The sequence below is a fragment of the Microbacterium sp. NPDC079356 genome (genome assembly GCF_049545465.1).
Taxonomy (GTDB): Bacteria; Actinomycetota; Actinomycetes; order Actinomycetales; family Microbacteriaceae; genus Microbacterium; species Microbacterium gawkjiense.
The window spans coordinates 570,654-590,335 of record NZ_JBMWDN010000002.1 but is presented as its reverse complement, the minus strand read 5'-3'; the positions used below and the strand labels follow the sequence as shown (position 1 = coordinate 590,335).

At 69.3% G+C, this 19,682-nt stretch carries 21 protein-coding genes; 11 read left to right on the top strand and 10 right to left on the bottom strand.

What is annotated here, in order from left to right; translation table 11 throughout:
• The first annotated feature begins 11 nt into the window (after positions 1 to 11).
• From ACPEH0_RS07610 to ACPEH0_RS07590, 5 genes are all read left to right on the top strand, one after another.
• On the top strand, positions 12 to 1,301 hold the full coding sequence (locus ACPEH0_RS07610) for an extracellular solute-binding protein (protein ID WP_366213572.1): 1,290 nt from the start codon (positions 12 to 14) through the stop codon (positions 1,299 to 1,301).
• A 1-nt stretch (position 1,302) separates the two neighbouring features.
• Entirely contained in the window at positions 1,303 to 2,253 is a 951-nt protein-coding gene (locus tag ACPEH0_RS07605) for a carbohydrate ABC transporter permease (RefSeq protein ID WP_366213573.1), read from the top strand.
• Positions 2,250 to 3,089, top strand: coding sequence for a carbohydrate ABC transporter permease (locus tag ACPEH0_RS07600; RefSeq protein WP_366213574.1), 840 nt, complete (start codon positions 2,250 to 2,252; stop codon positions 3,087 to 3,089). The genes ACPEH0_RS07605 and ACPEH0_RS07600 overlap by 4 nt, the downstream gene beginning before the upstream one ends.
• A 2-nt stretch (positions 3,090 to 3,091) precedes the next feature.
• Positions 3,092 to 4,159 carry a glycoside hydrolase family 130 protein gene (locus ACPEH0_RS07595; RefSeq protein ID WP_366213575.1) on the top strand — a complete coding sequence of 356 codons (1,068 nt, stop codon included), beginning with the start codon at positions 3,092 to 3,094 and terminating at the stop codon, positions 4,157 to 4,159.
• 102 nt (positions 4,160 to 4,261) lie between these two features.
• Positions 4,262 to 6,262, top strand: coding sequence for a hypothetical protein (locus ACPEH0_RS07590; RefSeq protein ID WP_366213576.1), 2,001 nt, complete (start codon positions 4,262 to 4,264; stop codon positions 6,260 to 6,262).
• A 7-nt stretch (positions 6,263 to 6,269) separates the two neighbouring features.
• Here the strand turns inward: ACPEH0_RS07590 and ACPEH0_RS07585 are convergent, their stop codons facing one another.
• The gene (locus ACPEH0_RS07585; protein ID WP_366213577.1) at positions 6,270 to 7,358 is read right to left on the bottom strand and encodes a DUF4192 family protein; all 1,089 of its coding nucleotides are present in this window, start codon (positions 7,356 to 7,358) and stop codon (positions 6,270 to 6,272) included.
• A 129-nt stretch (positions 7,359 to 7,487) separates the two neighbouring features.
• Between ACPEH0_RS07585 and ACPEH0_RS07580 the strand changes: the two genes are divergently transcribed.
• Genes ACPEH0_RS07580 through ACPEH0_RS07570 form a run of 3 tightly spaced genes read left to right on the top strand, consistent with a single transcriptional unit; the run spans position 7,488 to position 9,935 of the window.
• Positions 7,488 to 7,673, top strand: coding sequence for a hypothetical protein (locus ACPEH0_RS07580; RefSeq protein WP_064003630.1), 186 nt, complete (start codon positions 7,488 to 7,490; stop codon positions 7,671 to 7,673).
• A 42-nt stretch (positions 7,674 to 7,715) separates the two neighbouring features.
• Positions 7,716 to 9,185, top strand: coding sequence for a cardiolipin synthase (gene cls, locus ACPEH0_RS07575; protein WP_217529808.1), 1,470 nt, complete (start codon positions 7,716 to 7,718; stop codon positions 9,183 to 9,185).
• A 57-nt stretch (positions 9,186 to 9,242) separates the two neighbouring features.
• Positions 9,243 to 9,935, top strand: a complete 693-nt coding sequence (locus ACPEH0_RS07570; RefSeq protein WP_366213578.1) for a hypothetical protein — start codon at positions 9,243 to 9,245, stop codon at positions 9,933 to 9,935.
• 7 nt (positions 9,936 to 9,942) lie between these two features.
• Here ACPEH0_RS07570 and ACPEH0_RS07565 read toward each other — a convergent pair whose 3' ends face one another.
• From ACPEH0_RS07565 to ACPEH0_RS07550, 4 genes are read right to left on the bottom strand one after another with little or no spacing between them, the layout of a single operon-like run.
• Positions 9,943 to 10,173: a helix-turn-helix domain-containing protein gene (locus ACPEH0_RS07565; RefSeq protein ID WP_217529804.1), complete on the bottom strand. Its 231-nt coding sequence runs from the start codon at positions 10,171 to 10,173 to the stop codon at positions 9,943 to 9,945.
• The gene (locus tag ACPEH0_RS07560; protein WP_366213579.1) at positions 10,170 to 10,754 is read right to left on the bottom strand and encodes a hypothetical protein; all 585 of its coding nucleotides are present in this window, start codon (positions 10,752 to 10,754) and stop codon (positions 10,170 to 10,172) included. Before ACPEH0_RS07560 ends, ACPEH0_RS07565 begins: the two co-directional genes overlap by 4 nt.
• A complete protein-coding gene (locus tag ACPEH0_RS07555) occupies positions 10,754 to 11,503 on the bottom strand; it encodes a hypothetical protein (protein WP_366213580.1) in 750 nt (249 codons plus the stop codon). The genes ACPEH0_RS07560 and ACPEH0_RS07555 overlap by 1 nt, the downstream gene beginning before the upstream one ends.
• A 12-nt stretch (positions 11,504 to 11,515) precedes the next feature.
• Positions 11,516 to 12,256, bottom strand: coding sequence for a hypothetical protein (locus tag ACPEH0_RS07550; protein WP_254631862.1), 741 nt, complete (start codon positions 12,254 to 12,256; stop codon positions 11,516 to 11,518).
• A gap of 166 nt (positions 12,257 to 12,422) precedes the next feature.
• On the opposite strand from ACPEH0_RS07550, the gene ACPEH0_RS07545 reads away from it, so the two are divergent.
• On the top strand, positions 12,423 to 14,948 hold the full coding sequence (locus ACPEH0_RS07545) for an ATP-dependent Clp protease ATP-binding subunit (protein WP_217529799.1): 2,526 nt from the start codon (positions 12,423 to 12,425) through the stop codon (positions 14,946 to 14,948).
• 53 nt (positions 14,949 to 15,001) lie between these two features.
• On the opposite strand, the gene ACPEH0_RS07540 is transcribed toward ACPEH0_RS07545, so the two are convergent.
• Positions 15,002 to 15,430: a GNAT family N-acetyltransferase gene (locus tag ACPEH0_RS07540; RefSeq protein ID WP_366213581.1), complete on the bottom strand. Its 429-nt coding sequence runs from the start codon at positions 15,428 to 15,430 to the stop codon at positions 15,002 to 15,004.
• Positions 15,431 to 15,471: 41 nt separating this feature from the next.
• Here ACPEH0_RS07540 and ACPEH0_RS07535 point away from each other — a divergent pair, with 41 nt between their 5' ends.
• Positions 15,472 to 16,002 (top strand): GNAT family N-acetyltransferase, encoded by a 531-nt coding sequence (locus ACPEH0_RS07535; protein ID WP_366213582.1) that lies wholly within the window; start codon positions 15,472 to 15,474, stop codon positions 16,000 to 16,002.
• Positions 15,999 to 16,238 (top strand): hypothetical protein, encoded by a 240-nt coding sequence (locus ACPEH0_RS07530; RefSeq protein WP_366213584.1) that lies wholly within the window; start codon positions 15,999 to 16,001, stop codon positions 16,236 to 16,238. The genes ACPEH0_RS07535 and ACPEH0_RS07530 overlap by 4 nt, the downstream gene beginning before the upstream one ends.
• 406 nt (positions 16,239 to 16,644) lie before the next feature.
• Here the strand turns inward: ACPEH0_RS07530 and ACPEH0_RS07525 are convergent, their stop codons facing one another.
• From ACPEH0_RS07525 to ACPEH0_RS07510, 4 genes are all read right to left on the bottom strand, one after another.
• Entirely contained in the window at positions 16,645 to 17,013 is a 369-nt protein-coding gene (locus tag ACPEH0_RS07525; protein ID WP_366213585.1) for a hypothetical protein, read from the bottom strand.
• 525 nt (positions 17,014 to 17,538) lie between these two features.
• A complete protein-coding gene (locus ACPEH0_RS07520) occupies positions 17,539 to 18,315 on the bottom strand; it encodes a hypothetical protein (protein ID WP_366213586.1) in 777 nt (258 codons plus the stop codon).
• A gap of 65 nt (positions 18,316 to 18,380) precedes the next feature.
• The gene (locus ACPEH0_RS07515; protein ID WP_366213587.1) at positions 18,381 to 18,878 is read right to left on the bottom strand and encodes a hypothetical protein; all 498 of its coding nucleotides are present in this window, start codon (positions 18,876 to 18,878) and stop codon (positions 18,381 to 18,383) included.
• Complete coding sequence (locus ACPEH0_RS07510; RefSeq protein WP_359920629.1) at positions 18,862 to 19,680, bottom strand: prolipoprotein diacylglyceryl transferase; 819 nt, start codon at positions 19,678 to 19,680, stop codon at positions 18,862 to 18,864. The genes ACPEH0_RS07515 and ACPEH0_RS07510 overlap by 17 nt, the downstream gene beginning before the upstream one ends.
• Positions 19,681 to 19,682 lie beyond the last annotated feature (2 nt).

Genomic DNA, 19,682 nt, shown 5'->3' with positions numbered 1-19,682 from the left:
AGGAGAGAGACATGCGACGACGCATCCTCATCACGGCAGCAGCAGCCGCATCCGGTGTGCTCGCCCTCAGCGCCTGCAGCGGCGGAGGCGGCGGGGGCGGTGGTGACGACCTCGAATCCCGAGGCGACATCACCATCTGGTACTCGAACAACGAGGCCGAGATCGGCTGGGGCAAGGCGATGGTCGAGGCCTGGAACGCCGACCACCCCGACGAGCAGATCAAGGCCCAGGAGATCCCCGCCGGCGCCTCGAGCGAAGAGGTCATCGGCGCCGCCATCACGGCGGGCAACGCCCCGTGCCTCGTGTTCAACACCTCGCCCGCGGCGGTCCCCGGGTTCCAGCGGCAGGGCGGACTCGTCAACCTCTCCGAGTTCGAGGACGGCGACGACTACATCACCGCGCGAAGCGGCGACCTCGCCGAGCAGTACCGCTCCGACGACGGCGACTTCTACCAGATGCCGTGGAAGTCGAACCCGGTCATGATCTTCTACAACAAGGACCTCTTCGAGAAGGCGGGCCTCGACCCCGAGAACCCGAAGCTGTCGACCTACGACGAGTTCCTCGACACGGCCCGCACCCTCAAGGAGAAGGGCGTCTCGGAGTACGCGATCAACCCGGCTCCCACGAGCGAGTTCTTCCAGTCGTGGTTCGACTTCTACCCGCTGTACGCCGCACAGACCGGCGGCACCCAACTGCTCGAAGACGGCAAGGCCACGTTCGACGACGAGAACGGCAAGGCCGTCGCCGATTTCTGGCGCACGCTCTACGAGGAGCAGCTGGCCGGCAACGAGCAGTACCAGGGCGACGCGTTCGCCGACGGGTACGCCGCGATGGCGATCGTCGGCCCGTGGGCCATCAGCGTCTACGGCGACGCGATCAACTGGGGCTCCGTCCCCGTCCCCACGCAGGACGGAACCGCTCCCGAGGACACCTGGACCTTCAGCGACGCCAAGAACGTCGGCATGTTCACGGCGTGCGACAACAAGGGCACCGCATGGGACGTCCTGAAGTTCGCCACGAGCGAGGAGCAGGACGGCGCCTGGCTCGAGGCCACCGGACAGATGCCGCTGCGTCAGGACCTGACGGGCACCTACCCGGACTACTTCGCCGACAACCCCGCGTACCAGCAGTTCGGCGACCAGGCGGCCCGCACGGTCGAGGTCCCGAACGTCGTCGGCTCCGTCGAGATCTGGCAGGCGTTCCGCGACGGGTACTCGAAGTCGGTCATCTTCGGTGAGACCCCGGTCGACCAGTTCCTCTCCGACACGGCCGCCGAGGTCGACGAGCTGGCGGCGGGCTGAGATGACCGCCGCGACCCGCGGTGCTCCGCCACAGAAGGACGGGCAGGATGCCGCGGGCCGCCGCGGCATCCTGCTCCGGATCTTCGGCGCGCAACCGCACGGTCTGCTCTTCTCTGCGCCGTACATCGCCTTCGTCCTGGTCGTCTTCGCGTACCCGGTGGTCTTCGCGGTGTGGATGTCGTTCCAGGACTACTTCTTCGCGGCTCCCGGCGCGGAGGTCGACCGTCCGTTCGTGGGGTTCGACAACTACGTCACGGCCCTCACCGACCCCGAGGTCTGGCGGTCGTTCGGCAACGTCGGGATCTTCCTGATCATCAACGTGCCGCTGACGGTGATCCTGTCGATCCTGCTGGCGACGGCGCTCGACCGCGTCACGAAGGCGCGGACCTTCTTCCGGGTGAGCTACTACGTGCCCTACGTCACGGCATCCGTCGCCGTCGTCGCGGTCTGGCTCTTCCTCTTCGCCCGCGGCGGACTCGTCAACAACGTGCTCGGACCGCTCGCGCCCGACCCGTCGTGGCTCGTGAACTCTGCGCTCGCGATGCCGACGATCGCGTTCTTCGTCACGTGGAAGGGCCTCGGGTTCTACATCCTGCTCTACCTCGCGGCGCTGCAGAACGTGCCGCGCGAGCTCTACGAGTCGGTGTCGATGGACGGCGGCGGAAAGCTCCGCCAGTTCTTCTCGGTGACCGTGCCGAGCGTGCGGCCGGCGACCCTGCTCGTCGTGCTCCTCGCCACCATCACCGGTGCGAACCTCTTCACCGAGCCCTATCTGCTGACCGGCGGCGGTGGGCCGAACGGCGCCTCGACGTCACCCGTGCTGCTCATGTACCAGCGCGGCATCGAGCAGCAGAACCCCGATGTCGCCGCCGCGATCGGCGTCGTCCTCATCGTGTTCGTGCTGGCCATCGCGGCGCTGCAGCGCAGGTTCGTGGGAGGTGAGGAGCGATGAAGCGGGCGCTCGGCTCGAAGATCGCGATGTACGTCGCGCTGTCGCTCGGCGCGCTCGCGTTCCTGTTCCCCTTCTTCTACATGATCGTCGGGTCGCTGCAGACGAACGTCGACCCGACGCCGGCGGGCGCGTTCCCGAATCCGGCGAACCTCACCCTCGACAACTACGCCGCCATCAACGGGCGCATCGATCTGCTGCAGGGGCTCGCGAACTCGGGCATCTTCACCGGCGGCGTCATCCTCGGCACGATCGTGTTCGGTGTCCTCGCCGGCTACGCGCTCGCGGTGCTGCGCTGGAGGGGGCGCGGGGCGACGTTCGCGCTCGCTCTGCTCGTGCAGGTCGTGCCGTTCCAGCTGCTGATGATCCCGCTGTACGTCATGATCGCGCGCGACTACGGTCTCGCCGACAGCTACCTCGGCATGATCCTCCCGTTCTTCATCAACTCGACGGCGGTGATCATCTTCCGGCAGTACTTCCTGCAGCTGCCGAAGGAGCTCTTCGACGCGGCGCGCATCGACGGTGCGGGCGAGTTCCGTCTGCTGTGGAGCGTGGCGCTGCCCCTCGTCCGCCCGGCGCTGCTGACGGTCGTGCTGCTGACGTTCATCGGACCGTGGAACGAGTTCCTGTGGCCGTTCCTCATCACGAAGGATGCCGCGATGCAGCCGCTCGCGGTCTCGCTGGCGAACTTCATCTCGAACATCGCGGCATCCACCGCCAACCCGTTCGGGGCGATGATGGCCGGCGCCGTCGTGCTGGCCGCCCCCGCAGTGGCGCTGTTCCTCGTGTTCCAGCGCTACTTCACCTCCAACGACCTCGGATCCGGAGTGAAAGGATGACCATGCCCGCCCAGACCCACGTCCCCTACCGCCTCACCCGAATGGGGGTCGTCATGACCCCCGCAGACGGCGATCCGAACGAGGTCGAGGGGGTGCTCAACCCCGCCTCGGGCAGGGGCCCCGACGGCGAGCTCTACCTCCTGCCCCGGCTGGTCGCCGACGGCAACGTCTCGCGGGTGGGCCTCGCCCGTGTCGTGATCGAGGACGGCGTGCCCGTCGCGGTCGAGCGACAGGGCGTCGTGCTCGAACCCGACCGCGGCTGGGAGCGCGGGGTCGGCAACGCCGGCGTCGAGGACCCCCGTGTCACCTGGGTCGAGACGCTCGGACTGCACGTCATGACCTACGTCGCCTACGGGCCGCTCGGTCCGCGCACCGCCGTCGCGGTGTCGAGCGACCTGCGGGAGTGGCGGCGGCTGGGGCCGGCGCTGTTCCGCTACCAGGACGACCTCGACATGGACCTCAACCTGTTCCACAACAAGGACACGGTGTTCTTCCCCGAGCCGGTCACGGCGCCGGACGGACGCGAGGCTCTCGCCGTGCTGCACCGGCCGATGTGGGACCTCGGCGAGACCAAGCCCGGTCAGGGCGTGCGCGTCCCGGCCGGGGTCGAGGACGAGCGGCAGTCGATCTGGATCAGCTACATCCCCCTCGACGCCGTCCGCGAGGACCTCTCAGCGCTCACCCTCTGGGAGCAGCACCGCTTCGTCGCGGGGCCGGAGTTCCCGTTCGAGGCGCTGAAGATCGGCGGGGGACCGCCGCCCCGCCGCATCCCCGAAGGATGGCTCGTCCTGCACCACGGGGTCACCGGGACGATCGACAGCGCCTTCTCGCAGCAGCAGAAGGTCAACTACGCCGCAGGCGCCATCATCCTCGACGCGAACGACCCGTCGAGGGTCGTCGCCCGCACTCCGGAGCCCCTGTTGGCCCCGGAGACCGACGACGAGCGCAGCGGGATCGTGCCGAACGTCGTCTTCCCGACCGCGATCGAAGAGGTCGACGGTCGCCTGTTCGTGTTCTACGGCATGGCCGATTCGAAGATCGGCGTCGCCCTGCTCGAACGCACCGACTGATCGTGTGCCGAGTGCAGGTTCAGCTGCTCATCGGTCGTCGTGACGGCGGCCCGCACGGCTCCTGACCTGCACTCGGCACCGCACCCGAAAGGAACACCCCCCGTGAACACCTCCGCACAACGACGTGCGCGCACCCTCGGACTCATCGCGCTGGCCGCCGCCGCGCTGATCGTCCCGCTCGGTGCCACCTCCGCCGTCGCGGCCCCGGCATCCGCCGCCGTGACGAACCTCGACCACCTCGACTTCCTGCTCGACGAGGCCACCCCGCCCGCGGACGTCGAGGGTCACAGCACCTACCGCCAGGACGAGGAGCCGACCCTCGTCCTGCCGTGGACCTATGCCGACGCCCGGGACGGCGGCACGTTCGAGCGGGTCGGCGGCGGTCCGGTCGACCCCGAGACCGGCTACTGGGGCCAAGGCGCCTACAACGCCGACGACGTGACCCGCGCCGCCGTTGTCTACACGCGTCACTGGGAGCTCACCGGCGACGACGACAGCCGCGAGAAGGCCTACGAGCTGCTCCGGTCGGTCGCCTACTTCCAGACGACGGAGGGATCGGATGCCGGCAACGTCGTCCTCTGGATGCAGCCCGACGGCACCCTGAACCCGTCGGCGGAACCCGTCGAACTGCCCGATCCGTCCGACAGCGGCCCCAGCTACTGGCTCGCGCGCACCCTGTGGGCGCTCGGCGAGGGGTATGCGGCGTTCGAGGACGAGGATCCCGAGTTCGCCGACTTCCTCGACGAGCGGCTCGACCTCTCGCTCGACGCCCTGAACCGTCAGGTGCTCTCGAACTACGGCCGGTGGACGATGTCGGACGGCAAGCGGGTGCCCGCCTGGCTCATCGCGAACGGGGCGGATGCCTCGGCGGAGGCGGCGCTCGGACTCGCCGCCCGCGTCGAGGCCGGCCCCGACGGTAAGTCCGCGACGGCGCTGCGCCAGCTCGCCAAGGGCATCGCCGCGATGGCCGACGGCGGGGTGCGGGAGTGGCCGTACAGTGCCGTGCTGCCGTGGGTGGAGTCGCCGGCGATCTGGCACGCGTGGGGATCGCAGATGCCCGCGGCGCTGGCCGAGGCATCCGTCGTCCTGCGCGATCGGTCGCTCGTGCGTCCCGCCGTCGCCGACGCGGCGACCTTCACGCCTACGCTGCTGACGGCGGGCGGTCCCGACAACGGCTGGAACCCGAGCCCCGTCGACCCGGTGCAGATCGCGTACGGCGCGGACTCGCGTGTGCAGTCGCTGCTCGCCGTCGCCGAGGCGACCGGATCGGACGGTTTCACGCAGCTCGCCGCGATGCAGGCGGCGTGGTTCTTCGGCGCCAATCACGCCGGGCAGCGCATGTACGACCCCGCGACGGGGGTCACCTACGACGGGCTGCAGCCCGACGGGACGGTCAACCGCAACAGCGGCGCGGAGTCGACGATCCACGGTCTGCTGACGGCGATCGCGCTCGACGCCCATCCCGACGTGCGCGAGCGCGCCGTCGCCCTCACCGAGGTGACCGACCGCGAGGGTCTGTCGTTCGTCGAGGCCGAGGATGCGGTCTCGACCACGGGCGAGATCGACACCCCGGAGTCGTGGAGCGGCGAGTCCAGCTGGTCGGGCGATCGGCTGACGCTGTCGCGAGGTGACTCGGCGGTCTTCGACCTCGCCGGGACCGGCGGCAACCGGTGGGTCGAACCGGTCGTGTGGTCGGAGGTGCGCGAGCGCACCGCGTCGACGTGGCGCGCCGGGCGGCTGCCGCTCGGCTCGCTGCAGCTCACCGGACCGGCGCAGGGCATCTCGCCGACGGCGGGCGCGATGCACCCGCACACGCTCACCCGCGCGCTCCCGAAGGGCGAGGACCGGCTGCGCGTCGACGTGTCGCGGGGCGACCTGCAGCTCGACGGGCTGCTCGTGCGCCCGATCGTCTCGCGCCTCGAACTCGGCGGCGACGGCGAGGGCATGCTGCTCGTACACTCCGCCGCGCGTACGCCGCAGCGGGTCTCGGTCGGCACGGGCGACGTGTCGGTCTACGACGCGCGGGGCCGCGAGGTGCGGGTGCGCCCGGGCGGCGGCACCGTCACGCTTCCGGCCGGAGGGTTCGCGATCGTGGAACGCTGACGACCGCTCAGCGGCGGAACGCCCAGTCGGGCAGGTGCGAGGACTGCACGAAGCTCATGAGGATCTCGGCGAGCCCCAATCGGGGATCCACCTCGAGAGCTGCAGCCGCGTACCTGCCCGCGTGCGTCGAGCGGCCGAGTGCCCACGCGAGCCACCCGGCCGTCGCGCAGGCGCCCGCGCGCTCGTCGGCCGGAAGCCGCGCGGCGACCTGGCGCACGAGCTCGAGCGCTCGCAACAGGCGCTCCGGGTCGGGGCGCGGACCCTCGCCCCACAGGACCTCCGCGAGGTCGACGGGGTACTCGTCGCCGTCCTCCCACCGCCGTTGCGCGTCGAGGGCGTCGTCGCCGCGGTCCTGATCGCCCGACCATTGCACGATGGCGACGTCGCGCAGCGACGGCCGCGACAGGCACCACCCCAGGACGGCGACGCGCATCGGGTCGAGGGCCGCGGCATCCCACTCGAGCATCTCCTCGTAGAGCGCGGGCAGATCGTCGAGCGCGCAGGCGGCCTGCAGAGCGGCCGGATCGACCCGCGTCTCGGCACCGAGGGTCGACGGGATGCCGCACAGCACCGTGAGCGCCGACTCGAGCGATGCCAGCGCGGCCGCCGTACCGGCGACTTCGGACGCGTCGACGAGCGGCAGGTCGGCACCCGACGACTGGTCGGACGCGAGCGCCCGGTGCTCGATCAGCGCGAGCGGATGACCGCCGCGCGGCAGCGTCGGTTCGAGGTGCGACCCCCAGCCGTCGGCGGCGACGGTGAGCGCATCGACGACGTCGAGGCCGCAGGCGCGGGCGGTCCGCCGCAGCGCTCCGATGAGATCCGCGCCGGGCAGCGCGGGGTCGGCGGACTCATCCGTGTAGACGACGGCGACGAAGCCCTCCACGCCGGCGACGCGGCAGGCGAGCCCGACGACGGTCGAGGCGACCGCATCGAGGTCCGCGTCGTCCGGGGGAAGGTCGACGCGCATCACGCCGAGACTGCGCCCGGAGTGCAGGGGGATCACGACGAGGCTCTGCGTGGGCGTGTAGTCGAGCAGGCGCGGAACGAGGCGGAGCAGGTGTGCGGCATCGGCCGCGGCGACGATCGTGGACATGGGCCCAGCGTCGGACCCGAGCGGATGCCGGTGGCCGCCGCCCGCGCGGATTCGGGACGGACCGCGGATCCGGCCGCCTGGGGAGAAGGCCGTGCGCCCTGCCCCCGCCCGCGGCATTACGATGGAGGGGTGGACGAGTACTGGGGTGCGGTGGTCTGGGGTCTGATCCCCACGATCGTCGTCGCGGGCCTGCTCGTCTTCGTGCTGCGCAGCATCCTTCGGATGGATCGCACCGAGCGCAAGGTCTATGCCAAGGTCGAGGCCGAGGAGCGCCGCCGTCGCGGCCTGCCGCGACCCGACGAAAACGCCGGTTGACGGGCCGAACGATAGGCTGAGCCCACAGTTCCGGGGGGCCGCGTGATCAGCATCAGCGTCGACTGGACGTGGACGTGGTGGATCGTCCTCGTCCTCGCGTTCGACATCTCCGTGCGCATCCTCGCGGTCTTCATCATCCCGAGGAACCGGCGCCCCACAGCGGCGATGGCGTGGCTGCTGGCGATCTACTTCATCCCGGTCATCGGCATCCTGCTGTTCCTGCTCATCGGCAACCCGCGCCTGCCGCGCAAGCGCCGCAAGGAGCAGGAGGCGATCAACCGGGCTTTCCGCGAAGCGAGCGAGGACCTCGACTTCGGCACGCTGCGTCCCGACGCGCCGGTCTGGTTCGAGCAGCTCGTGGGCCTCAACCGCAAGCTCGGCGCCTTGCCGATGGCGGGCGACAACGGCGCGCAGATCATCTCGGACTATCAGGGCAGCCTCGACACGATGGCGGCGGAGATCGATCGTGCGAGCCGATACGTGCACGTCGAGTTCTACATCCTGCAGTCCGACGGGGCGACCGACGAGTTCTTCTCGGCTCTCGAGCGGGCGACCGCTCGCGGGGTCACGGTTCGCGTGCTGCTCGATCACTGGGCGAACCGCTGGAAGCCGAACTACAAGGCGACGATCTCGCGCCTCGAGCGGATGGGCGCGCAGTGGCGGCTCATGCTGCCGGTGCAGCCGTTGAAGGGCAAGTACCAGCGCCCCGACCTGCGCAACCACCGCAAGCTCGTCGTGATCGACGGTGTCGTCGGCTTCATCGGGTCGCAGAACGTCACCGATCGCAGTTACAACCTGAAGACGAACCTGCGTCGCGGCCTGCAGTGGGTGGACATGATGGTCCGCGTCGACGGCCCGGTCGTGGCATCCCTCTCCGCGGTCTTCGTGTCGGACTGGTACGGCGAGACCGGTGAGGTGTTCGCGGTCGAATCCGACTTCTCCACGGATGCCGGGACCGGCGACCTCGACTGCCAGATCGTCCCGAGCGGGCCCGGCTTCGAGTACGAGAACAACCTGAAGCTGTTCCTGAGCCTGATCTTCGGCGCCACCCGCAAGATCGTCATGGTCAGCCCGTACTTCGTCCCCGACGAGGGACTGCTGCTCGCGATCCAGACGGCGTGCCACCGCGGCGTCGAGGTCGAACTGTTCGTCTCGGAAGAGGGCGACCAGGCCATGGTCTATCACGCGCAGCGCAGCTATTACGAGCAGCTGCTGGCGACCGGCGTGAAGATCTGGATGTACAAGAAGCCCTACATCCTGCACTCCAAGTCGATGTCGATCGACGACGAGGTTGCCGTCGTCGGGTCGAGCAACATGGACATGCGTTCGTTCGGCCTCAACCTCGAGGTGACGATGCTCGTGCGCGGTGCCGAGTTCGTCCAGCAGTTGCGCACGGTCGAGGACCTATACCGCGGCATGTCCCGCGAACTGACGATCGAGGAGTGGGAGAAGCGCCCCATCCGCTCGGTGATCCTCGACAACCTGGCGCGGTTGACCTCCGCGCTGCAGTGAGACGTTCCGTCGGCTGTGGACACTTCTCGGGTGTCCACAACGGAGGAGGATACCCAGATGCGCATCCGTTCGATGGTCGCTTTGGTCGGAGCACTCACCGTCACCGCCGCGCTCGCCGCGTGCGCCACACCCGCGGCGGGTGATGCGGCCCCCGGAGGAGGAGCGGATGCGGTGGCGCCGGCGCCCCGCGTGGACGCCGGGTGGCTCGATGGGGGAGCGACCATCGGGGTCGTGACGTACGGCAATTCGTCCTGCCGGCCCGAGGTCTCGCAGGTGACGGAGGAAAACGGGGTGATCGTCGTCGCCCTGCGTGAGCCCGCTGCGGATGCGTGCACGGACGACCTGGTGGCGCGCGCCCTCGAGGTGCCCGTGCCCGAGGGTGTCGATGCGAGTACCGACCAGCGGGTCCGCGTCGAACTCGAGGACGTCCGCACCGACATCGACCTGCCCGCGTACGCCGGCGGCCCCGTCGAGGCGTACGCGCCGTCCGCCTCGTGGATCGGCGACCGCGTGATCGCGCTCCGGACGTGGGGGTCGTCGTCGTGCCTGCCCGTCGTCGAGGACACGCGGGTCGCGTCACCGGCATCCGTCGTCGTTCGCTTCGAGACCCCGCCCGCTGATCAGGTCTGCACGATGGACATGGCGCCACAGCTCACGCTCGTGCAGCTCGATCCCGACGCGGTGGTCGACCGCGATGCGACGCTGAGCTTCGGTGTGCTCGACGCGGCCGAGACGGTGCCGATCCGCTGACGCGGCTTCAGTCCGCGCGCACGAGCAGTTCGCCGACCTCGCAGTCGAGGGCGCGGCAGATCGCCGACAGGGTCGAGTACCTGATCGCGCGGGCGCGGTCGTTCTTGAGAATCGACAGGTTCACCACCGAGACCCCGACGATCTCGGACAGCCGTGTCAGCGTCATGTTCCGCTCCGCGAGCAGCTCGTCGAGTCGACAGTGAATGCCGGTGAGCTCGTCCTCTTCGGCGGGTGTCACACGAGTCCCTCGGTGTCGCGCTGCAGACGCTCGCCCTGAGTGAAGGCGCCGGCCAGCACCGCCGCGGCGACGGCGGCGAGCAGGATCGGCAGCAGGGGCAGCAGATCGAGCATCGACAGTGTCTCGAATTGGATGCCGAGAGATTGCACGGCGTGCTGTCGACCCATCCCGTCGACGATCGGCCAGGCGAACACCGCGACCGTCAGGGTCGCGGCGATCACCGTGAGCGCACGTGTCGCGCCGCCCGCGAAGACACGACCCCGGCGCACGGCGAAGGCGACGCGCATGAGCGCTGCGGCCACGATGATCGCGGCGACGGCGGCGATCAGCACCGCGGCGATCATCCAGGCCCGACCGCCCGCACCGAGTTCCGGCGCGCGCACGACGACGGCATCGACCGCTGCGCCGGCCGGGAGTCGGAGGACAGCGGATGCCTCATCCGCCCCGACCGTCACAGCGGGGCCCGCCGGGCTCACGATCTCGGTGATCCGATAGACCGCGACGGCCAGTGCCGTGAGGGAGGCGGCGACGCCGTAGACGATGAGGTCGAGTGCGCCGGCGGTCCGGGATGGCGCCGCCATCACACCAGCCCCTTCACGTCGTTCTGCAGCCGAGAGCCGGAGCGCAGGATCGCTCCCAGGACCGCGAATGCGAGGCCGACCGCGATCGGCCAGAACGGGAAGGAGATCTGGACGGTGGATGCCGGAACCCACGCGTCGAAGACGTTGTCGATCCCGGGGAAGTCGCCCTCCCAACCGCCGCCCTTCGTCCCGAACAGCTGCGTCGAGGCGATACTCCCCGCGATGTCGCCCATCACCTGTGCAGCGACTCCGCCGAAAGCGACGACGGCTCCGGTCGTGGTCGCCATCTTCGCCACGACGGGCGCGAACGCGGCGCCCTCCAACAGGCGCGAGCATGCGATGACCACGAAGAGGGCGATGACCCCGGGGATCGTCCAGACGATCATCTGGCTGATTCCCCAGAGGACACGCGCGACTGGGCTCAGTCCGTCTACGGCCAGCGTGACGCTCGTGAACCCGCCGGTGACCCGGGTGGCCTCGGTTTGCAAGTCGACCGTGCTCGGGAGCTGCGGCCAGAACTCCTGAATCGGCATCGTGATCGAGACTGCCGGCGTCAGCAGCGGGATCAGCAGGTTCGCGATCGCACCGACGGCGGCGAAAACCACCCACAGGAGTCCGATCACCCGGGTGACCCGCACGAGCGACCCGGCGTCGTCGCCCGCCCGTGCGCGGCGAGCAGTTGCGACGGCGAACGCCACGATGGTCCCGATGAGGAGTACGACGACGAGTACCGCCGCGATGACGATCATGATCGCGCCATGTCACACCAACCCTTCGGTCTCGCGCTGCAACCTTGCGCCCTGTCGGAAGATCACGCTCAGTGCGCCCATCCCGAGCGCGACCCCCAGTGGCCAGGCGGGCGGGACGATGCTGAAAGTTCGTCCCGCGGCCACCGCCGCATCCGTCCCCGGTGCGGGGAGCACCTGCTGTGCGACAAGGGTGGAACCGACGTCGGTGAACAGTGCGCCGAGCGTCCCAGCGACGAGCACGATGATCGCGCTGATGAGCAGCCACCGAGACGTCCGCGCGGCGAACGCGGGCCCGTCGATGGCGCGCTGGCTGAGCACGGCGATCACGAGCCCCGGAACTCCGATCACGAGCAGCGAGAGGACGTCGCCGGCGCTGAGGAGTGCGCGCAGCCCGCCATCGAGCCCACCGACGGTGGCGCGCGCGGAGTCCGTTCCCGCGCAGTACAGCTCGGTTGCGCCGGTGGGCTCGTAGTCACCCGTCTGGCAGGGCAGGTTCGTCGGCCACACCGTCTCGATGGGCATCGCAGCGATGTCGTACGTGGCGCTCGACACGCCGCGGACGATCAGGAACACGGCTCCGACGAGCACGATCGCCACCCAGATCCGAGCCATCGCCGCAATCACGTCCAGGAGAACAGACGGCGACTTCCGGCGGCGTGCGTCCCAGACGAGGAGCCCGACGAGCGCGCCGATGATCGCGACCCCGATGCCCGTCGACAGCAGCACCGCTGGCAGATCGGTTCCAGAGACCATTTCCCCCCATAACGAGATTCGTTGTTATCGAGAAACGTTATGCCCGCGGATGCCGCGGCCGCAAGCCCCGGCTTCGGTATGCCCACGGCGAACACGGGCATACCGGCATCCCGCCGTCGTTAGCCTCTACGTAAGACGCCGCCAGTGCGTCGAGTGGAGGTGGACGATGTTCGAGAGATTCACAGACCGTGCACGTCGTGTGGTGGTGCTCGCCCAGGAAGAGGCGAAGATGCTGAACCACAACTACATCGGCACGGAGCACATCCTCCTCGGCCTGATCCACGAGGGCGAAGGCGTCGCCGCCAAGGCCCTCGAGAGCCTCGGCATCTCGCTCGACGCCGTGCGCGAGCAGGTCCAGGACATCATCGGACAGGGGCAGCAGCAGCCGACGGGTCACATCCCGTTCACGCCGCGCGCCAAGAAGGTGCTCGAGCTGTCGCTGCGCGAAGCGCTGCAGCTGGGCCACAACTACATCGGCACCGAGCACATCCTGCTCGGGCTCATCCGCGAGGGTGAGGGTGTCGCCGCGCAGGTTCTCGTGAAGCTCGGCGCCGACCTGAACAAGGTGCGCCAGCAGGTCATCCAGCTGCTCAGCGGCTACCAGGGCAAGGAGCCCGCGGGCGTCGCGACCGGCGCCGGCGAGCAGGCCCAGGCCACCGCTCAGGGCGGCTCGGCCGTGCTCGACCAGTTCGGCCGCAACCTGACGCAGGCCGCGCGCGACAACAAGCTCGACCCCGTCATCGGGCGCGAGAAGGAGATCGAGCGCGTGATGCAGATCCTGTCGCGCCGCTCGAAGAACAACCCCGTCCTCATCGGTGAGCCCGGCGTCGGCAAGACCGCCGTCGTCGAGGGTCTCGCCCAGGCCATCGTCAAGGGCGAGGTGCCCGAGACGCTCAAGGACAAGCAGGTCTACTCGCTCGACCTCGGCTCGCTCATCGCCGGTTCCCGCTACCGCGGCGACTTCGAAGAGCGCCTGAAGAAGGTCACCAAGGAGATCCGCACGCGCGGCGACATCATCGTCTTCATCGACGAGATCCACACCCTCGTGGGTGCGGGTGCCGCCGAGGGTGCGATCGACGCCGCCAGCATCCTCAAGCCGCTGCTCGCCCGTGGTGAGCTGCAGACGATCGGTGCGACGACGCTCGACGAGTACCGCAAGCACTTCGAGAAGGATGCCGCGCTCGAGCGCCGCTTCCAGCCGATCCAGGTGGCCGAGCCGAGCCTGCCCCACGCGATCAACATCCTGAAGGGGCTGCGCGACCGCTACGAGGCGCACCACAAGGTGCAGATCACCGACGGCGCCATCGTCGCTGCGGCGAACCTCTCCGACCGGTACGTCTCCGACCGCTTCCTGCCCGACAAGGCCATCGACCTGATCGACGAGGCCGGCGCCCGCCTGCGCCTGTCGATCCTGTCCAGCCCGCCCGAGCTGCGCGAGTTCGACGAGAAGATCGCCAAGGTCCGCGAGGACAAGGAAGCCGCCAGCGAGGAGCAGGACTTCGAGAAGGCCGCCGCCCTGCGCGACGAGGAGAAGTCGCTCCTGGCCGAGCGTCTGCGCCTCGAGAAGCAGTGGCGCTCGGGTGACGTCGCGTCGCACGCGGTCGTCGACGAGGGTCTGATCGCCGAGGTCCTCGCTCAGGCCACCGGCATCCCGGTCTTCAAGCTCACCGAGGAGGAGACGAGCCGTCTCGTCTTCATGGAGAAGGCCCTGCACCAGCGCGTCATCGGTCAGGAGGAGGCCATCGCGGCTCTCTCCCGCACGATCCGCCGCCAGCGCGCCGGCCTCAAGGACCCGAACCGTCCGTCGGGCTCATTCATCTTCGCCGGCCCCACGGGTGTCGGTAAGACCGAGCTCGCCAAGGCGCTCGCCGAGTTCCTCTTCGACGACGAGGGCGCGCTGATCTCCCTCGACATGTCGGAGTTCGGCGAGAAGCACACGGTCTCGCGACTGTTCGGTGCCCCTCCCGGATTCGTCGGCTTCGAAGAGGGCGGCCAGCTCACCGAGAAGGTGCGCCGCAAGCCGTTCTCCGTGGTCCTCTTCGACGAGATCGAGAAGGCCCACCCGGACATCTTCAACTCGCTGCTGCAGATCCTCGAAGAGGGTCGCCTGACCGACGGTCAGGGCCGCGTGGTCGACTTCAAGAACACCGTGATCATCATGACGACGAACCTCGGTTCGTCGGCGATCGCCGGTGGTCCCGTCGGCTTCCAGGTCGAGGGCAACTCGCAGACGACCTACGAGCGGATGAAGGGCAAGGTCGACGAGGAGCTGAAGCGCCACTTCAAGCCCGAGTTCCTCAACCGCGTCGACGACGTCATCGTCTTCCCGCAGCTCAACAAGGCCGAGCTGCGCCAGATCGTGACGCTGTTCACCAAGCGCCTCAGCGAGCGTCTGCTCGACCGTGACATGACGGTGGAGCTGACCGACGACGCGAAGGACCGCCTCATCGAGATCGGGTTCGACCCGACGCTGGGTGCCCGGCCGCTGCGCCGCGCCATGCAGCGCGAGGTCGAGGACCAGCTCTCCGAGCGGATCCTGCGCGGCGAGCTCAACGCCGGCGACCACGTGAAGGTCGACACCGAGAACGGCCGCTTCGTCTTCGCGACGACCCGCCAGGAAGGCCGCGAAGCGGTCGGCGTGGGTGCCGCGGGCGAGATCACTGCGAGCCCGGACATCATCGCCGGGTCGTAAGCGACACGACTGACAGGGGTCGGATGCCGAGAGGGATCCGACCCCTTCGTCGTTCAGTCTTGGCGCACCAGGAAGACGTCGACCTCGTCCTCGGTGTCGAGCACGAAGCCGTGCCGCTCGTACAGGCGGCGGGCGGGGCTGCCCTGCAGCACATTCAGGCGCCAGGGGAGCGGGTGGGTCTCGGCGAGCGTTGCGTGCAGGACCTCCGTGCCGATCCCGGCGCCCTGGAGGTGCGCGGCGAGGTAGAAGTGCTCGAGCCAGGTGCCGTCAGGGGCCGGGCGGACGGCGACCGACCCGGCATCCGCTCCGTCGACGACGATCACGCGAGTGAGGGTCGGATCGAAGGCGTCAAGGAACCGCTGCCGCACGCGATGCTCGTCGTACCGGCCCAGGCGGTCGAGGTCCGGGCGCATGACCACGGCTCGGAGCTCGGCGATCCACGTCGCGTCGTCGGGCGTCGAGGGGCGGAGGGTCCAGCGCATCCGTCCATTCAACCGCGGGCGCGCGACGTCGGATGCAACGGATGCCGGGCGACACGCGGCATCCGTGGTCCGATCGTCGGCGTGTCGGGCGCGATCCATCGCGTCCGCGAACAGGCAAGGATGGTCGGGTGACCGTCTCCATCCGCTCCGCCCACCTCGACGGTGACGATCGCGGGGCGATCTCGAGGATGCTGGCGGACTATCACCTGCAGACCGAGGGCGAGAAGGTCGCGCACGGGGTCACCGAGCCCGGCGAGCTGCCCGAGCGGTACGCGGTTGAGGTGCGCGAGCCCGCATCGTGCTTCGCCGGCGCAGAAGTCATCGTCGCGGATCGTGACGGCGACGTGATCGGCATGGGGGTACTGCACCGCGCGGGCGCCGATGTCGAGCTCAAGCAACTCTGGGTCGCGCCCGCAGGGCGTCGACCCGGCGCGGGGTCTGCACTGATGGCGGATACCGCGCATCGCGCCCATCTCGCCGGCGCGACCGCCTTGCGGCTGTCCGTGTGGGACTGGCGTGCCGACGCGCTCGCCCTTCACGCGCGGCAGGGTTTCGTCGAGGTCCCGTCGTGATCTTGATCGTCTCGCTGGCAGCTCTGACGCTCGGGGTTGTCCTCGAGGTGGTGGGCGGTCTGTGGGCGGTAGCCGATTATCAGGCGCAGGAGGCAGCGGGGCTCAACGGAGACGGGCCGCGAGCGCCGTTCGTCTTGGTGGCGGCTTACCTTGCACCCGCGCTGATGATCGTCGGCGTGATTGGCACAGTGTTTGCCCTCATCGTTGGACGCCGCAAACGCGTGGCCGCCGTCTGACCTACCCACGGAAGAGGAACCGGAGCCATAGGTTCCGGTCCCTCTTCCGCACCGCTCTCGCGGCTGCACGCGGCCGCGCTGAGAGACCTTCTCGAGGCGGGGTACACGATGGGCCAGGCCGAGAAGATCCTCGGCCTGTCTCGGACGTTCGTGCACCGCATAGCGAGCCAGTCGACCACCCCGAGTGACGGATGCCCCGAGTTCGATGCAATCGATGAGGCTGTCGCTCGGTACGTGCTCGGCTAGCGCGCTGCGCGCCGAGCCGGCTGATCGAGTTTCGCGGTGGACTCTTCCATGGCGCGGATGACGGCCGGATGGACGCCCGCAGCGGCGAAGCCGCACCACGAGCGCCGCGTAAGACCGAACAGAAAGGCCGGAGCCCCGAGGCTCCGGCCTTTCTTGCGATTCAGGCGTCGGCTGAGACGAGGAAGATGTCGCCTCCGCTTGAGCACTCCTCGGGCAGGTCCTGATTGGTTGCTATCCCGCCGGTGAGACTGATCGTGTCTCCAAGTTTGAACGTCTGACCGTTGTAGACGATGCTCTCACCATCGACGGCGATCGCGTCCTCGGGAAAGACGGGCACCGCGGCAGAATCATCTGAGGTAACTGTGAGACAGCCAGCGTCGCTTTGCGTGAGAGAGCCAACAAGCTGGGCGCCGAACCCACCTTCCCCTGTGGGTGTGTAGGTCGCTACCGTCAGTTCATCCACGCTGGTGCATCCCGTCAGGAGCAGGGTGATCAATCCGGGAAGGATCACCGATGTGGTGTGCTTCACTGTCGGCTCCCCTAGTAGTTGTAGCGCAGCCGGGTGCTGGCGGGTGCGGACGAGAGCTTGGAGAACACGCTCCACGTAGACGCGCCGCCCTTATGTATGCCGTAGGCCCGATTGGTTCCGGTCCCATTCGTCCAAAGCCATGGCCCACCGCTGTCTCCGCCTGCTTGGTCCGCCGCGACCCGCACGAATCGGGCCTGGCAGGTCATCAACATGGCAGCTGCCAGCCCCACTCGTCCTAGCCATCGAGAATGAATCTTCATCGGGCCCCAGCCTCTACGATTTGGTCGGAAACTACAGGCGCTGACTAATGCCGTCAATAGGCGCTCTCACCAGTGGTGAGTGCTTGCGCGCCCGCGCGTGGTCTTGAGGCCAGGAGCGCTAACAGTGGGCTGCGTCACCGCTCCTGCCCAGACGCAGCGATCCTCTGCTGCGCCGCGGCCGAGTCCCTAGTGATGCGGGTTGCTTCGGTGTCGTTCGCGGTTCGCGCTGCGGCCTCGGGGCTGCGCACGGCCCCGGTCTCTCGCATCACGGCGCTATCCGGGCTGGTCGTTGCATCGGCCGGCGCACGCTCGGCGGGCCGGTCGATGTCGCCCCCCACCATGCCGCCTGCTCCCTCTGGGTCTCTGTGAGCGTCCGTGTTCCCACGGTGCCGTCGAAATCCCGCCGTGCGGCCTCCCGCTGGACCTCGACGCCCCGGTCGCCGGACTCTCGTGTCATCGCGTTCACGAATAGCTCGCGCGCCTGCAAGGGGGTCTCTGCAAGCATGTGCAGGGTGTTCGCTTCGAGGCCGCGGGTTGCAGACACGTAGAGCGCGGAAGCGTTCGAGGTGTCGGTGACGATGCCGTGGCCGGCTTGCACCGTCGCTCCCTGCACGCCGAACTCTGTTGCGGCGTAGGCGAGGTGCGTGTGCTCGTTCACGTACTCCGCGGGCATCTGCACGGTGCGTTTACCGTCGCTGACGACGACGGGCCGGTCCGAGGTCACATGATCAACGGTCCACACGTCGCGGTTGGCCACGCCCAACTCGCGGTCGTTCTTGCGCGTCATGAGCCGGTCACCGTTGCGGATGCTCAGGAGGTCACTGCCCGAGATCTCCGTGGCCGGCGCCGTCGTGTGGCCCGCTTGGGCGTGGGCCTGCTGGATGAGCGCGTTGAGTGCGGCCGCGTCTTCGTTCGTCGCGGTGGCAATGCCACCGATGCTCCCGCTCGCGCCCGAGCGATCAGGAGTCGCGCGAGCGACTCGTGTGCTTACGCCGTCCGCTCTGAGCGGCCGTCCGCGGATGCAACGGATGCCGGGCGACACCCGGCATCCGCGGTCCGATGGCCGGGGTGTCGCGGCGGATCTGTTGCATCCGCGAGCGGGCGGGGTCAGGTGAAGCCGCCGGGTGCGATCAGCGCGATGCACGGGCCGAGGACGAGGATCCACGCGGCGGCGGTGACGATGAGGATTCCGGTGCCGATCGGGCGGGTGCGCGCGGAGAACATCAGCGCCGCGCCCACGATGGCGATGATCACGAACGGGATGAGGAAACCGACCAGTCCCGTCGAGATCAGCGCGATCGCGAGCAGGCCGCCGAGGACGTAGGCGCCGCATCCGATGCCCGTGCCGATCCCCACACCGGCGCCGAAGCTCCGGGGTCGTGGTCCCGCGGCCTGCGCATAGCCCGGTGGTTCCGGCGAGATGCCCGGTGCGCCGGGGTAGGGCGGGGTCGGATAGGGCGGCCCCTGCGGTGGCGTCGGGGAGGGCGGGCCGGCGGTGGGCTCGCCGGCCGGCGGACCCTGCGGCGCGCCCGCGGGCGGACCCGCTGGCGGGTCGGTAGGCGGCGTCGGGTCGGCGTCGTCGGGACGATCAGGTTCGGGGGACATCGGCGGCCATCCTTCCGATCGGTGGGGTGTCGTGCAGGGTGAGTCGTCCGCGCGCGACCATCCAGGCGAGGCGGGCGAACAGCAGGGGGATCGTCACGGCGAGGAACAGCTGCGGCCTCGTGAGCCCGAGCCACGCGACCTCATTGCCGCGGACGAACTCGACGGCGAAACGGAACAGGGCGTACGCCGCGATGTACAGCGTCAGGGTCTCGCCCGGCGCGATGGGGCGGTGCCGCAGCCAGAACCAGAGCACCGCGAAGGCGGCCGCATGGAAGACGATCTCGTACACGAAGCTCGGGTGCAGCGGCACGCCCGCGGGCGCCCCGACGCGCGCGGCCGCGGCCGGGTCGAGGACGATGCCCCACCCGGCGCCGGTCGGGGTCCCGGGTTGCTCGGTGAGGAGGCATCCGATGCGTCCGATCGCCATGGCCAGCGCCACGGCGGGGGCGAAGAGGTCGCCGGACCGGTCGGCGTAGCGCGCGATCCGCTTGGCGACGTGCACACCGAGCCACGCGCCGACGAGCGCCGACAGCATCGACGCGTTGCCGTAGGCGAGCTGATCGATGAGGGACAGGTTCTTCGATGGATCGAGGTGCTGCGCCCATGTTCCGAGCCGCGAGAGCACGGCGGCGCCGACGAGCGCGCCGAGCACGAGATAGGCGATCCGCGGGTCGCTGACGCCGCGTCGGCGCTTCTCGATGAGGAAGACGACCCCCGCGGCGAGCAGCCCGAGGCCCACGAACACGGCGTGCGTGTCGATCGGCGGCAGCCAGGGTGCGAGGTCGCTCAGCAGTGGGAACACGG

Bases quoted from the DNA above. Each gene is read 5' to 3' on its own strand.
- ACPEH0_RS07535 (WP_366213582.1), top strand. From the start codon at position 15,472: ATGCCGGGCGACACGCGGCATCCGTGGTCCGATCGTCGGCGTGTCGGG.
- ACPEH0_RS07555 (WP_366213580.1), bottom strand. From the start codon at position 11,503: ATGATCGTCATCGCGGCGGTACTCGTCGTCGTACTCCTCATCGGGACC.
- ACPEH0_RS07570 (WP_366213578.1), top strand. From the start codon at position 9,243: ATGCGCATCCGTTCGATGGTCGCTTTGGTCGGAGCACTCACCGTCACC.
- ACPEH0_RS07600 (WP_366213574.1), top strand. From the start codon at position 2,250: ATGAAGCGGGCGCTCGGCTCGAAGATCGCGATGTACGTCGCGCTGTCG.
- ACPEH0_RS07595 (WP_366213575.1), top strand. From the start codon at position 3,092: ATGCCCGCCCAGACCCACGTCCCCTACCGCCTCACCCGAATGGGGGTC.
- ACPEH0_RS07585 (WP_366213577.1), bottom strand. From the start codon at position 7,358: ATGTCCACGATCGTCGCCGCGGCCGATGCCGCACACCTGCTCCGCCTC.
- ACPEH0_RS07605 (WP_366213573.1), top strand. From the start codon at position 1,303: ATGACCGCCGCGACCCGCGGTGCTCCGCCACAGAAGGACGGGCAGGAT.
- ACPEH0_RS07550 (WP_254631862.1), bottom strand. From the start codon at position 12,256: ATGGTCTCTGGAACCGATCTGCCAGCGGTGCTGCTGTCGACGGGCATC.
- ACPEH0_RS07610 (WP_366213572.1), top strand. From the start codon at position 12: ATGCGACGACGCATCCTCATCACGGCAGCAGCAGCCGCATCCGGTGTG.
- ACPEH0_RS07560 (WP_366213579.1), bottom strand. From the start codon at position 10,754: ATGGCGGCGCCATCCCGGACCGCCGGCGCACTCGACCTCATCGTCTAC.
- ACPEH0_RS07540 (WP_366213581.1), bottom strand. From the start codon at position 15,430: ATGCGCTGGACCCTCCGCCCCTCGACGCCCGACGACGCGACGTGGATC.
- ACPEH0_RS07515 (WP_366213587.1), bottom strand. From the start codon at position 18,878: ATGTCCCCCGAACCTGATCGTCCCGACGACGCCGACCCGACGCCGCCT.
- ACPEH0_RS07545 (WP_217529799.1), top strand. From the start codon at position 12,423: ATGTTCGAGAGATTCACAGACCGTGCACGTCGTGTGGTGGTGCTCGCC.